At 54.7% G+C, this 12,688-nt stretch carries 13 protein-coding genes and 1 pseudogene; 7 read left to right on the top strand and 7 right to left on the bottom strand.

The features are described 5' to 3' along the window. The first annotated feature begins 214 nt into the window (after positions 1 to 214). Entirely contained in the window at positions 215 to 562 is a 348-nt protein-coding gene (locus tag M5C56_RS30085; protein ID WP_247263440.1) for a hypothetical protein, read from the top strand. Positions 563 to 688: 126 nt separating this feature from the next. Here M5C56_RS30085 and M5C56_RS30080 read toward each other — a convergent pair. Next, a pseudogene (locus tag M5C56_RS30080) lies at positions 689 to 811 on the bottom strand (IS5/IS1182 family transposase); the annotation flags it as partial. 217 nt (positions 812 to 1,028) lie between these two features. On the opposite strand from M5C56_RS30080, the gene M5C56_RS32425 reads away from it, so the two are divergent. The 4 genes from M5C56_RS32425 to M5C56_RS30065 all read left to right on the top strand — a co-directional run bounded on the left by M5C56_RS32425 (position 1,029) and on the right by M5C56_RS30065 (position 6,453). Beyond that, on the top strand, positions 1,029 to 1,154 hold the full coding sequence (locus tag M5C56_RS32425; protein WP_281438957.1) for a hypothetical protein: 126 nt from the start codon (positions 1,029 to 1,031) through the stop codon (positions 1,152 to 1,154). Between the two features lie 149 nt (positions 1,155 to 1,303). Then, positions 1,304 to 3,502: an AAA family ATPase gene (locus tag M5C56_RS30075; RefSeq protein WP_103497659.1), complete on the top strand. Its 2,199-nt coding sequence runs from the start codon at positions 1,304 to 1,306 to the stop codon at positions 3,500 to 3,502. After that, the gene (locus M5C56_RS30070) at positions 3,489 to 4,400 is read left to right on the top strand and encodes a hypothetical protein (RefSeq protein WP_103497660.1); all 912 of its coding nucleotides are present in this window, start codon (positions 3,489 to 3,491) and stop codon (positions 4,398 to 4,400) included. Before M5C56_RS30075 ends, M5C56_RS30070 begins: the two co-directional genes overlap by 14 nt. Positions 4,401 to 4,950: 550 nt before the next feature. Further along, positions 4,951 to 6,453 (top strand): hypothetical protein, encoded by a 1,503-nt coding sequence (locus tag M5C56_RS30065; protein ID WP_247263441.1) that lies wholly within the window; start codon positions 4,951 to 4,953, stop codon positions 6,451 to 6,453. Here the strand turns inward: M5C56_RS30065 and M5C56_RS30060 are convergent. From M5C56_RS30060 to M5C56_RS30050, 3 genes are all read right to left on the bottom strand, one after another. After that, positions 6,450 to 7,379 (bottom strand): reverse transcriptase family protein, encoded by a 930-nt coding sequence (locus tag M5C56_RS30060; protein WP_103497662.1) that lies wholly within the window; start codon positions 7,377 to 7,379, stop codon positions 6,450 to 6,452. The two genes, M5C56_RS30065 and M5C56_RS30060, sit on opposite strands and share 4 nt — an antisense overlap. A gap of 357 nt (positions 7,380 to 7,736) precedes the next feature. Further along, entirely contained in the window at positions 7,737 to 8,537 is an 801-nt protein-coding gene (locus M5C56_RS30055) for a PhzF family phenazine biosynthesis protein (RefSeq protein WP_103497663.1), read from the bottom strand. A 79-nt stretch (positions 8,538 to 8,616) separates the two neighbouring features. Beyond that, positions 8,617 to 9,015, bottom strand: coding sequence for a GFA family protein (locus M5C56_RS30050; protein ID WP_152742339.1), 399 nt, complete (start codon positions 9,013 to 9,015; stop codon positions 8,617 to 8,619). A gap of 519 nt (positions 9,016 to 9,534) precedes the next feature. On the opposite strand from M5C56_RS30050, the gene M5C56_RS30045 reads away from it, so the two are divergent. Continuing rightward, positions 9,535 to 9,882: a hypothetical protein gene (locus M5C56_RS30045; RefSeq protein WP_103499356.1), complete on the top strand. Its 348-nt coding sequence runs from the start codon at positions 9,535 to 9,537 to the stop codon at positions 9,880 to 9,882. A gap of 179 nt (positions 9,883 to 10,061) precedes the next feature. On the opposite strand, the gene M5C56_RS30040 is transcribed toward M5C56_RS30045, so the two are convergent. The 3 genes from M5C56_RS30040 to M5C56_RS30030 form a co-directional block, all read right to left on the bottom strand. Next, positions 10,062 to 10,232 (bottom strand): hypothetical protein, encoded by a 171-nt coding sequence (locus M5C56_RS30040; protein WP_178130051.1) that lies wholly within the window; start codon positions 10,230 to 10,232, stop codon positions 10,062 to 10,064. Continuing rightward, positions 10,229 to 10,654: a hypothetical protein gene (locus tag M5C56_RS30035; RefSeq protein ID WP_103499355.1), complete on the bottom strand. Its 426-nt coding sequence runs from the start codon at positions 10,652 to 10,654 to the stop codon at positions 10,229 to 10,231. Before M5C56_RS30035 ends, M5C56_RS30040 begins: the two co-directional genes overlap by 4 nt. Before the next feature lie 318 nt (positions 10,655 to 10,972). Further along, the gene (locus M5C56_RS30030; protein ID WP_103499354.1) at positions 10,973 to 11,920 is read right to left on the bottom strand and encodes an SDR family NAD(P)-dependent oxidoreductase; all 948 of its coding nucleotides are present in this window, start codon (positions 11,918 to 11,920) and stop codon (positions 10,973 to 10,975) included. Between the two features lie 103 nt (positions 11,921 to 12,023). Here M5C56_RS30030 and M5C56_RS30025 point away from each other — a divergent pair, with 103 nt between their 5' ends. Beyond that, positions 12,024 to 12,638: a TetR/AcrR family transcriptional regulator gene (locus M5C56_RS30025; protein WP_103499353.1), complete on the top strand. Its 615-nt coding sequence runs from the start codon at positions 12,024 to 12,026 to the stop codon at positions 12,636 to 12,638. Positions 12,639 to 12,688: the final 50 nt, after the last annotated feature.

Here is a 12,688-nt window from a genome sequence, read left to right as displayed (position 1 = left end):
TTGGTAGCCCGAGTAACTTCCAGGCGCATAGAGCGCTCATCTCCATACATGCTGGCGCTTTTTTTGTGCCCGCCCGTATGTGTTATGGCGGCTGTGCGTAGGGCGCTCTCGAGCGCGCTGGGTTCCTGGAGTCCCGGTCTACCAACCTGCGTACAGCCACCACCCCATCGTTTGGTAGCGATGAGTGATGGCTCCACTACCCAGGAGCGTATCAATGTTCAAAGTAACCCCCAATCCGCCTGCAACCTCCAACATCGAAAGCATCGATCCTCGTATCGCCGACCGGGCTTTGTCTCACTACAACCTCGGTCCGAAGGCAGGTGCCAAACCAGCACCTGTTACCGTGTTGCATGATCATCTGGATGAACCCAGCTGTCAGGAGGACACCCTGGCCAACGTCTACTCGATTCTGCAATCCGCGGCGGCCACGGCCTATGAGCACGCCGACAACCAGACCGGTTCGAACCGCAAGGTGGCGATGGGAGTGGTGCATCTCATTGAGTTGGCACAGCTAAAGATGGACTCGGTGCTGGATGAGCAGGCGGTCAGCGTCAGCGGCTGACCACGTTCTGCGGAGAGCGGAAAGCCTGGCTTTCCGCTCATTCGGGTCTGAAGTTCAACAGCCGGATCAGCCCTCCTCAAGCGATTGCCTGCCCCAGCTCGGACCGAAACCAAAAACCAACCAATGCAGTGTCCGACTCTGTTGCACCTCAACAACCATGCTCTCGATGATGTTGCGCTTTCGGTACTTTGGCCGATCGAAAAGCCTCGGCAGGTCAGGTTTAGACTTGCGCTTCATTGGGTGCATGGGGAAGGAGGAAACGAAGCCCAGTAGGATGAATCCCCTCAGCAAGCCGGGCTTGGTGGTGCTTCGCTTGCTGGTCTGGCTCTGAAGCTACGCCCGAATCAGTTTTGGCCTGTCATACGCACCGAACGATTGTACTGCCACACATATATGATGCCATTTGGCCAGGCGTTGATGGCGCGCTTGAAGTATGATTCGCGCTCCAACCTCTCAAGGAACGACGATGAGTACCGCCCTGCTGGTAATCAATGCGCAAGAAGCCCTGCGTAGTGGCGAGGATATCGCCCATGACATCGAGGCGGCCATAGCCAGATCAATATCGTCACCACCAGAACTCGCGACGTGCTGAGCACGCGGCAGATCATCAAACACCACAACTGGGTGTTCAGGCACATGACCAGTTTCGGCACGCGGATTCGCGTCACGTCAACTACGCAGGCCCTGGCGTTGATCGCCTGATGTTCCCCACAGCCCCACCTTCACGGAAGATTGCACGTTTTGATCAAGCTCAAGAAATTGGCGAATCCCAAGCCAGCCGAAATATCCAACAAGAACTCTCTATTCACCCGGGAGACGGCACGACTCAAGGCCTATTTCAAACTTGGCGCGGTTGAGCGGGCACGCACCCGGCCGCCATTCAACAAGGACTTGCTGGAGGAGGCGCTATCCGCCATCCAAGAGCTTGATCGGGTTCAAAACAGCAAGTGTGCCTACTGTGAAACCCTACTTGAAGATAATCGCGGTCGGTTTGTCTCGCATTACCGGCCGTTGAGCAATGCCGTCGACCCCTACCACGATATCGACCATGTCGAGTGTTACGCCTGGTTCGCATATGAATGGCAGAATCTGATGTTGATCTGCACCGACTGTAACAACCACAAGCTCAACTTCTTCCCTATAGCCGGTCGGACCGCGAGTGCCTTTTCTTCTTGGAGAGCAGCCCAATTACTTGAGCAGCCGTTGCTGCTCAACCCTTTCGAGGACGCTCCGGCGGACCACCTGATGTTCGATACGGACGGTATGGTTCTTGGTACTTCAGACGCAGGCAAAGCTACCATCACACTAGTCGACCTCAACCGACCAACGATTAGTTTCAAACGCAAAGAGGCCATCGAGGCAGTACTCAATCTGATTCTGAAGAGCAACAACGAGTATGAGCTGACCGAAGCCCTGCGCAATAACATCAGCGATAGTCATCCGTATGCTGGCGCCATCAGGAATAGCCTTGGCCATGTCTGCCGAATACTTCAAACGCAAATCGGCCGTAGCAGATACTTTCCCCACACTGACCTCGTACAAAAAATCATTCGCCTCAGAAGCGAACATTCGTCAAGCGCATGGCAAGAGGCGATTTCACTCTGCAAAGTTAACCAACTGGCATTCATGATTCGGAACACCCATCTGGATGTCGCGTTCATGCCCAAACGGTATGCGTACATAAGTAAAATTGAGATCGGCCGGTTCAAGGGCATTGAGCATTTTGCTCTAGACCTTGGCGGCGTTGCTACGAGCCAACACACACCTGGCACCATGCTACTGGGGGAAAACGCGACGGGAAAAAGCTCGATCCTGCAGGCAATCACCCTGGCGTTGATGACTGTCGAGGACCGCCGACGCCTCCGTCTCGATCGACAGGCAATCATCCCTCATGGTATCGACGCCAGCGCAATCGATCGGGTTCAACAGGCCGTGACCGTACACTTCAGCAATGGGGAGCAAACCTCTCTCAGCTTGGACCTGCAGACGGGCCAACTGAAGTCACACGGAACGCCACAGAATCTGGTGTTCGGCTATGGCTCAAGGCGCTACTTTCTTTCCGGCAGGTTGACAAGGAATCAGCCCTGCCCCAGCAAGACACTGTTCAACCAGGCCGCGAGCCTGCCTGACCCAGCGATATGGCTGCTGAACATCGACGAAGAAAAATTCGACGCCGCAGCGCGCGCACTGGCGTCGCTACTTGCCTTGCGCCCCGGCGAATTCGTGGCCCGGGACAACCGCTCGATTTTCATCCATCGCCGTACCTCGCCACTCCCCATCGAACACCTAAGCGATGGCTACAAATCTTTGTTCGCCATGGCCGTCGACATCATGCGGGAAATGCTCAAACACTGGGACAATCTAGAGTTCGCCCAAGGCATCGTGCTGATCGATGAAATTGAAAACCACCTACACCCACGCTGGAAGATGCGGGTGATGAGTGCGCTGCGCGAATCGTTCCCACGTGTACAGTTCATCACCTCCACCCACGACCCGCTGTGTTTGCGGGGGATGTTCGAGGGCGAGGTGCAAGTGCTGTATCGGGACCGCGATGGGCACCTGCAGCGCGTCGAGCAATTGCCTAATGTGGCAAATCTGCGCATCGAGCAGATCCTGACGTCCGACTACTTCGGGCTAGCCACCACCGAAGACCCGCTACGTCAACGCGCACTAGAGAAGCTCGCCCAATATGCGGCGCACGAAGACAAGGACCTCTCGCAGAAGGACCGCAAGTATCGCGACGACCTGTTGGAGAACTACGGTAGCCTCCCCATGATCGGCGATACCCTCGACAGGCAGATCATCGCCCAGGCCTTGACCCGGCACATCCGCGACACGGACCTCGCCACGCCCATCGAACACGCCAACGCCAGGGAAGCCTCGGTGCGGGCGATCATCGAGGTGCTCGAACGCAACAGGAGGAAATATGGTACCCATTAATCGCAACCGGGTCGCCAAACCGGCATCGCTGACCGCGCCAAATGGCTCCGGCCACCGCGAGCATCTGCGCGCGGCGGTGCACTACCAAAACCCGTACACCAAGTCATACGTGTTCGCCTATTACAAGGAACCCGACGTGATCTCGGCGCTGAACACACTGTTTCACAACAAATGCGCCTACTGCGAAGGCAAGATCACTAATACTGGCCCCATCGATGTCGAACACTTCCGCCCTAAAGGCCGCGTAGAAGGTGAGCTCAACCATCCGGGCTATTGGTGGCTGGCCACCGAATGGACCAACCTCCTGGCCTCTTGTATTGACTGCAACCGCGGCCGAAACCAGGTGCTGCTGGGCGCCAACGACGGCCAGCAACTGACCCAGGGCGAACGCCTGAGCGGCAAGCACGATCACTTCCCGGTGGCCGGGCTGCGGGCCACCTGCGCCACCGACGACCATACGCAGGAAGACCCGTTGCTGATAGACCCCACCTGCTTGGACCCCGGCGAGCATATAGACTGGAGGGTCGTGGCCGACCACCCGCTGGCCGTCGCTGTCTCGCGGCACGGCAAGACCAGCATCGATATACTCGGCCTTAATCGCTCAAAACTCGCGGAATCGAGGCGGGAGCTGCAACTTAAGCTGGACGAAGAATTTCTATGTCTGAAAACAACGATCAGCAAAATTGCCAAAGAGCCCACTGACGAGGGAGTCAGGGACTGGATGCCCGTGCTGCAGATACACATCGATAAATTCTTCAGGCACGCCGAAGCGAACAACGAGTACTCGGCCTTCGCCCGGCACATCGTCGAGTCCAGGTACGACACGGTATCGGAAATGATGTGCGCGTTGCTGGCTAGGGCTGCTCCGAGAAGCCCTGAGGGAGCGGTGGCTCGCTGAGTTACACCGTTCCCAAGTACTGCTCTAAGACAAAGCATCTTGGCTCCTAAACGCTCGTCGACGCGAGTCGCTGATCGCGCGAGAAACGCGAGTTGCTTGCACGGAACAGCTCATCTAGGCTTGAAATCACGATGACCGACGGGCTGCCTGCCGCCACCTGCATCACTCACCCACAACGCCATCTCCTTCACATAGGGTCATGTCATGCAGCACAGCCTTGAGTCCTACCCGTGCTGGGGATCGAACTCAACACGTTCGAACCAAAGAAATGCTGATAGGTGCTGCTAGCCCCAAGAAGCGTTTTAACCGGAAAGAAAAATCAGGCCATTGACGCTCAGCAAGGCTCTACAAAGAAAAGGTTTGCCTTCCGATGTGCGCGCTGATGGAGGCTACTGGGATCGTATACGCATCTGATCGTGGAGGCTCAGTAGTCTGGTCATCGTAGATCTTCTGGATCAAACGGCCATCATCCCATTACAATCATGATACGCCGAGAGCCCAATTTTCTCGTCTGCAGTAATTCGTATCTTGGCTTGAGAAAGGATTAAACGTGCGATCTTCAGAGTTGACGGGAGGTTCAGGATTTGTTTATGAAGGACACGTTGCAGCTTATTATCTTGCAGCCTTGTTAAGCGGTGATATTCAGGCACCACTCAACATGCCAATCAAAACGGTTAAACTTCAACAGTCAGGCTATGACGCACCGCTGGACGATATTATTGTTGAGTTCGAACACCCACTTGCCCCAAAGCTTCACCTTCAAGTCAAGCGAGCGTTAAAAATATCTTCAGCTGAGAGCAATACTGCTTTTCGAGAAATAATAATAAACTCTTGGGCCACCTACAAACATACCGATAACGCCAGCGAACAAAATTATTACGGGGGTGCGACAGATACTATTTCGAGCGCAGGACTACGGAGGTTTCGGCTCGTTAGTGAAGCAGCACGTAACAGCCATACTTCAGATAGTTTTTTTGAAAAGACGACTGGTGACACAACATCCACCCCTGGCACGAAAAAAGTGGTGGAGGACATAAAAACTATATTATCGGACGCCGGGGTAAATTTCGACGACTCTGAGCTACATCACTTTTTCAAGCATCTCGTTATTTATAATTTTGACGTAATGGCGCCAGAATCGCTCACCCCTGATGTTGCTATCAACTCTCTCCGGCACATACTTTTGGCTCCCCTAAGAGCTTCCGATTTATGGGAAAAATTGAAAAACTTCACCAGGGCTGGCTCCGGAGTGTCAGGCACCTACAATAGAGAATCCTTAATATTTCAGTTAAGCCCATTATTTGCATTCAAAGACGTACCCCGGGTAGCCGTAGCAAACATCCCTATCAGCTCCAGTACCGTGAGCCCTTCTCCCAACAGTTCAACCCCCATCAAGTGCCACATTGCACTTTCTCAAATAGAAAATCATGTTGCGCCCGGAATACTTACGGCAATTGTTTTGACTGATACCCCTGAAGGTATTGCTAACGAGGTCAAGCAGTGGCGAGAGGCTTTGAAACGCAGCTCCATATTATCCGATGACGATAAGGAGACAGCAGGTAAACTAGCCCTAAAGGAGCTTTTTCAGCCTGGCCCATTCACACAAATATTAGCACCAAAATTAGCAACACTAAGTTTCCTGACTTATATTTACTATGCAAAAGATGCGTCTATCACCACCTGGCCAACCTCGGAAAAGGTGTTTTTTACCTTAACGACCCCATTACTTCACAGACTGAGTAAAAAACACGATGATATAGTCGCCATATACTCGAACACGGAAGAAATTAAAGCTGCTATCGAGACTGCCATCACCGATGTTCACACTAAGTATCGGCGCATCACAAACCCCACGCTAGCAGCCCGACACACACGAAATGGAAAAGAACTGATCGAGCTAGCGGACTTAGTGGCAGCCATATCAATGGATTATATTTCTGGCGGCGACCAATACCCTAAAGGCTCGATGGCACTAATAAGAACGAGAATAAAATATGCCGAAAATATAATCACAGGAGAAAAACATAAGCGGGATAAAAACCCTTTGGCTTAGGGGGCAAGTTTGGCCCATAGTTTTTTCGCAAATACGGGCTCTACTGAATAGGCATAAGCAATCATCCCTAGAAGCTGTGTCATGGTCGGGGTGATCGTATGAGCCCCTGCAGAAGCCTCAAAATGCTCCTCACCATATTTACTCACATAATAAACAATTAATCTGAGCTTTTTTTTCATTTTCTTCGGCAGCCGAGGCATTTTATCATCAACCACGGAGAGCCCTGTCACAAACTGTCGCGCCCCTCTATATTGCGTGTAGCAGCCACTACCTCGTAATTCAAAGCCATTATTTTCGACAACAGCTTTTATTAAATTGTATGAAGGAGGGGAACATCCTGAAAAGGTAATATTATCAGCGTAACGACTATAAACGGACGACTTAGAGTTTGCGAGACCCAACATATCTAGATCAAGCCTACGACATACCAAGTTCGATATTCCTGGACTGCACCTCGTACCTTGTCGTAAAAACCCATCTATGGTGCACATTCGAGCCAGAATATCTGCAATAATTAGCGACGCCCCCATGACCGAAAAAGCATCTTTGACCTGGAGTTCGGTTATTGCGTTGAAAAAATCCTTGATATCCGCATGAACAATTACTTCCTGCCCCATGTGCAGTAGAGCATTTGACAGGGTAGACCGACCATCCAAAAAACCTTGGACACACTCCTGAAAGCTAGCACTATTTTTAATAATCATCGCGACAGAACGATGGACTTGAGCTATCCACTGATATTTAGCTTTGTAGACCTCTCGGTATTCGCCTCGACGACGCTTTCCGCGTTTTGGAATACAGATCAGCTCATAATAGTCTACCTGCCGAGGGGATTGCAGGTACTGCAACACTTCTTCCCGGTTGGCACCGATGGCCAAACAAAGCTCGTCAATAGTTTGAATATCAGCGATTTTTACGGAGGTCATGCGACATGCTCGGTAAGTGGACGTGATGGCTGGATGGAATATGTGAGACTTTAGTAGTCGAGTACGGACTCGTACCCACGGACATAACCGTAGCCAGTCATCCAGCCACCACGGCCGGAGAAATCATAGAATAGTCGCAAAATGATAGCAACTCATGTCCAATAATCGCTGTACTTGCTTGAGCATCGGCGCGCCATAAACACCCAGAAATTTCGGAGACATGGGTCTGAAAGCCGTCCTTACACACATTTTTTGCCACCTAGCCGACGCTCGAGCTGAGCAAGCTGCGCTCGTACAGGAAGACCTGACGCGACCAGACAGCCCAGCGTTTGTTTACCATGCAGGAAAACTCTATTGTCATGCTTCGTAAACCAGGCCTCCAACGCTGATCAATCCATCACAATTCGACGCGCTGATTTGACACCTATTTCCCAGCATGACGCCTTGATGCAGGATGATGTTTCTTGCCAGGAGTACGCTGAGCGCGCCTGCGGCCACCCCCGTTGCAGCATCCTCCAGGCTCTCCTCCAGATGATTGAAATTACGTCCCTCGTACTGATGCATTTCGCGGCGCGCGTAGGCGTAAATGCCGCTCACGGCGGCCCCCTTCCCCCATGCTACGATCCCACTCAGTGGCGGGCGCAACGCGTACAACGCCTCGAGACTGACCATTTCAACCAATAGCTTGGGGCTGCCGATTGATGCGATGGCCGCCGGGGTCTTGATCGCTGATTCCGTGCAGCCAAGCAGTTCTGCGACGGCGCCGATGGTGGGCACAGGCCTTTTCACATGATCAGGCTCGACGCTGATATGCAGTTCATTTCCTGCATGCGCGAAGGTCAATACCTGTTTGCTCATGGACGTCAGTGCTGACCCTGAATACTCAGCGACATGATGGGTCTGCATGTAATACGCAGCCGCCAGAGATGCGTGCAGACAGAGGGGACTTCGAGCATGCGGGTAATAAAAATCGAGAACGCACGGTCCGATACCGTCTTCCATTGTGTTGATGAAGACGCAGGCATTGGCCTTCTGTTCGGCTGCGAATTTTTGCCGCTCAGCGACCGACCATTCGGAGGAACCCCTTTGAAAAATGACCAAAGCTTCATTTCCACTGTTCGGGCCTGTTCCGAAACATCTAAATCGCTTTAAGTGCATTTTTTACATTCACACGTGGTAGGTAATGGGTATCCAGGGTGAGGACGCCACGATGATCTTCTCATCCGTTTGGGTCAGCTTACTTTTTGTCTAACGGGTGGTTACGTCCGTTACTCACCGGCACCATGCCCAAGTCTGCTGGGTCAACACCGTCCAGGCAGCCAACGTTGTAGGCGCACTGTGACGGATCGATTCGCCTGATGTGATGGGTGTACACCCCACAGACGGAACAGAAATAGTGGCAGGCCTGCTGGGTATTGAAGCGATAACTCTTCAGCACGTCGGCCCCTTTCAGGATCTTCAGGCCCGTGAGGGGAACGGTGCCCATAACGGCGCCTCGCCTCTTGCAAAGTGAACAGTTGCATCGTTTCGGATCAACCACGCCGTTCGGTAGTTCCAGCTCAAGCACCACCTCCCCACAGTGGCAGGAAGCGTTGTGAACCGGTTTGATTTCTGTCTCACCAATACGCTTGATCATCGGTTTCGTCCTTGTACGGCACGGTTGACTCCACAGTACCCGCAGATTACCGAAGCGCCAGGCTGGGCGCACTCTGATTGACCAGGGTCGGGAGGCTACGACGCAGCGCTCCCCAGATTCTTTCAAGGGAGCTACAGGCGGGACTATACGGCCAACCGCCCTCTCCCCCCTCACGGAAGCCTGTCATTTCAGCGGCGCGCAAGAGATCTCTCTTTCCCTTGACTGAAATTTCCTAGAAAATCCTGACCGCTTGTTTGCGCCTGATCTCACAGCTAGGCTTCGACTCGTCACTGCTCATCAGTGATCGGGTTTAGTCGCCCGGAAGTTCTACATTGGGCGCACAAGCGTCACCTCCCTGTCGGGCACGATTTTTCTTGCCCTGCTTTATGGTGGCTGTGCGCAGGGCGCCCTCGGGCGCGCCGGGTTCCCAATGTTCCGGTCGACTAACCTGTGTACAGCTGCCACCCCCTCGTTTAGTCGCGATGACTGGCAGTTCCACTTAACATTGGAAGTGCGAATATGTTCAAAGTAACCCCCAATCCGCCTGCAATATCCAACATTGAAAGCATCGACCCTCGTATCGCCGACCGAGCCCTGTCTTACTACAACCTCGGCCCGGACGTAGGCTCGAAACCTCCCCCCGTCACCATGTTGCGTGATCATTTGAATGAGCCCAAGAATCAGGAAGACACCCTGGTCAACGTCTATTCGATTCTGCAATCCGCGGCGGCCACGGCCTATGAAAACGCTGACAACCAGATCGGCTCGAACCGTAAGGTCGCGATGGGTGTGGTGCATCTGATCGAGTTGGCACAGCTCAAAATGGACTCGGTCCTGGATGGGCAGGCGGTCAGCGTCAACGGCTGACAACTCTAAAACGATAGATGAACGGGAAGCGGATCTTCCCGTTCATTGAGTATGGAGCTCTACAGCCGTATCAGCCCCTCAGGTCATTGCTTGATACCTGTTCGGACTGAGCAGAAAACCAATGCAGTGCCCGGCACCGTTGAACCACAACAGACGCAGCCTGGCGACGACAGCAGAATTTAGAGCAGCCGCTTCAACCTTCTACGTAGTCGCAGGTTATCTGCAGCCAAAGCAACAAGGGCAAGAAGGTTCAAGACTGCAAACCCATCAGCGCCAGCAAAATGCCAAAACGCCCAGGACACGGCGGCCACCACCAGCGCGGTGAGAAGCAGCAGGATGGAGTCCTTCATACGACGCCCCTGGCGTTGCGATACAACTGACGGCCTGGCAATTGAGGTTGGTACACGCCTGGATACTGTATCAGGCAGGCACTCAGCCAATGCCGATCGAGATTGTTGGTCCGAGCCATGGCCAGCACATCGGCGATGGACAAGCCCCCGGCAAGACTCCGACCAGTAGCGACAGCGATACTGTCAATCACAGCCCCCACATAAAACGCTGCCGAGCAGGCGCCGATTATGGCGAGCTGTTCAAGGCGAGTGCCGGCACCGATCAATTCGCCGATGGTGACCGCCTTGCCGAACTTGTCTATTTGAGTAAGTAGCGTTGAGGCCGTGGCCACTGCGACGGACAGTGTGCCGAGGAGTGACTCGGGGGCCGGAAGGCCCAGCCCTTCCATATTTTCTTTGAAATAATCGTAGAAAGTCGCCATCCATCAATCCCTTCTTAACCGCACTCCTTGTGGGCTGCAAGCCTAATGGATTGAAAATCAAAGCTCAATCGCGCAGCCACGTAACGGGGTGAACCCAGGTGCACCGACAGTTCGTCGCCTTCAACAACCCTACGGACGGGCAGCTCAGGGCCTGTCAGGGTGCAACACGTAGGAATAAATCTATAGGGGCGGTGACCGAACTGGATATTCGCGCACTCAGACAGCCCCACGGTCACCCTGGTGTTGAAACTTCTTTGACGTAGGCTTGGCAGGCTGTCGGGGCGATCAGTCCTGGGTCGCCATCGCCAAAGATGCAGGCTAGGACAAGTCGACGCCGGAGACCTTGACGACGGCCTGCCACGCGGCTTCCTGGCTGGCGTGATCGTGGAGGTGTGGGTGGCGCTGCGCCTCAATGGGGCCTGAGAACTTCCCTTGAGCCGAGGCGAAGAATTGCCCTGAGACGTCAGTTCCGAACTCCGACGCCTGGAGGTACCGACGGGCCGCAGTCTCCGGCGTCTGATTCATGCCGGGAATGAGGTTCGCGATTGGGATAAACAGATACTTCACGGCCAGGCCAGCTTGTCGCGAAACCTTGGTAGCGGTCGCGGCACCGGGCGACACGGCGTATACGGCCATCCCGGAAGGTAGCCGGCGGGCCAGCGCCGCGACCCACCAAGCGACAATCAGCTTCGCATCGGCATACGCATTGTTGGGCACGTACTTCACGTTCGGCCCGTTGCGGATCAAGGCTTCCACAGCGGCGGTTTGGTCACCCCGGTAGTACTTGGCCGCGAAGGCTGGCACGTCGGTGTAGCGAAACATGGGTACGCCCCCTCGGGCAGGCTCCGCACCGGCGATAACAATCCGTGCGTTGGGGCTCAGCAGGTTGGCGCGAAGCAAGCCGACCGTCAGTTGATGATGGCCGACCAGCGGGGCCTGGGAAGCCTCGACGCCTGCGGCCGTGATCACGCGCTCCTTGCCTGGAACCATCCCTGCATTGAGCAGCAGGAAATCGATCGGCCGACCGCGCTTGACCAGCTCGGCGAGGGCGGACTCGACGCTGGCCGGCGAGTTCAGATCCAGCTCCAGCGGCGTGAAGACCTGCGCCTTGGTCTGCGCCGCGAGCTGAGCGGCCGTCTCCTGGGTCCGGGCCAGGCTGCGCCCGGTGACGATGATCTCGCGCCAGCCCTCTCCGGCAAGAGTGCGGGCTGCCGCATAACCGAGCCCGGAGGTGGTGCCGGTGACGAGTGCGATCGAATGTTCCATAGGTGTCTCCGTGGTGAAACGCGAAGCCGGAGCCGGCTTGCCAATTTAGAACTATTCAGTTATATATTTGCGAAACAACCATTGTCAACGAGTTTTGAACTAAATGATTCAAAATACAGCTAGGCCGCGGGGCCGACCGCGCAGCTTCGACGAAGCGGGGGCGCTGGAAAAGGCGACCCAGGTGTTTCGGTCGAAGGGCTACGACGGAGTGACGATCGACGATCTTGTCGCCGGGATGGGTGTGGGACGGCCGAGCCTGTATGCCATCTTTGGGGACAAGCGGACGATATTCTTGCGTACCCTCAGGGCGTATGCGGAGAAGAAAGGTGCTCTCGCAGCCAAGGCACTCCTCTCGCCAGGGACTCTTCGCGACTCGCTCACCAGCTTCCTGAGGCAGGCCGTAGAAAGTGCGACCGAGAAAGGTTCTGCCCCAGGCTGTCTTCTCGTGTGCGTCGCGCCGCTTGTGAACGACCCCGAGGTCCGGCAGTTCCTGCAGAATGCGGGAGCTGGCGCGGTGACGCTAGTGGAAGGCCGTTTCCGGGACGGGATCAGCGCGGGAGAAATCCCGTCTGACTTTCCCGTAGCCGCGCGTGCAATCCAAGTCACGGATCTAGCGCGCGGGCTCACCATGCGTGCGCAGATGGGCACGCCGCGCACGACACTCCTCAAAGACGCTGAGGAAGCGGCCGACCTGGTGCTCCTGTCGCGGCGCGTCTGACGGGTTGTCGGAAACAATTCACTGAGAAATGGCTGCACAGAAAGCGACAG

Source organism: Pseudomonas sp. MWU13-2862, from assembly GCF_023242495.1.
GTDB classification, from domain to species: Bacteria; Pseudomonadota; Gammaproteobacteria; order Pseudomonadales; family Pseudomonadaceae; genus Aquipseudomonas; species Aquipseudomonas gingeri_D.
This window is presented reverse-complemented; position numbering and strand designations above follow the sequence as displayed.

Coding starts and splice junctions, on each gene's coding strand:
- M5C56_RS30085 (WP_247263440.1), top strand. CDS start 215: ATGTTCAAAGTAACCCCCAATCCGCCTGCAACCTCCAACATCGAAAGC.
- M5C56_RS32425 (WP_281438957.1), top strand. CDS start 1,029: ATGAGTACCGCCCTGCTGGTAATCAATGCGCAAGAAGCCCTGCGTAGT.
- M5C56_RS30070 (WP_103497660.1), top strand. CDS start 3,489: ATGGTACCCATTAATCGCAACCGGGTCGCCAAACCGGCATCGCTGACC.
- M5C56_RS30060 (WP_103497662.1), bottom strand. CDS start 7,379: ATGACCTCCGTAAAAATCGCTGATATTCAAACTATTGACGAGCTTTGT.
- M5C56_RS30055 (WP_103497663.1), bottom strand. CDS start 8,537: ATGCACTTAAAGCGATTTAGATGTTTCGGAACAGGCCCGAACAGTGGA.
- M5C56_RS30050 (WP_152742339.1), bottom strand. CDS start 9,015: ATGATCAAGCGTATTGGTGAGACAGAAATCAAACCGGTTCACAACGCT.
- M5C56_RS30045 (WP_103499356.1), top strand. CDS start 9,535: ATGTTCAAAGTAACCCCCAATCCGCCTGCAATATCCAACATTGAAAGC.
- M5C56_RS30040 (WP_178130051.1), bottom strand. CDS start 10,232: ATGAAGGACTCCATCCTGCTGCTTCTCACCGCGCTGGTGGTGGCCGCC.
- M5C56_RS30035 (WP_103499355.1), bottom strand. CDS start 10,654: ATGGCGACTTTCTACGATTATTTCAAAGAAAATATGGAAGGGCTGGGC.
- M5C56_RS30030 (WP_103499354.1), bottom strand. CDS start 11,920: ATGGAACATTCGATCGCACTCGTCACCGGCACCACCTCCGGGCTCGGT.
- M5C56_RS30025 (WP_103499353.1), top strand. CDS start 12,024: ATGATTCAAAATACAGCTAGGCCGCGGGGCCGACCGCGCAGCTTCGAC.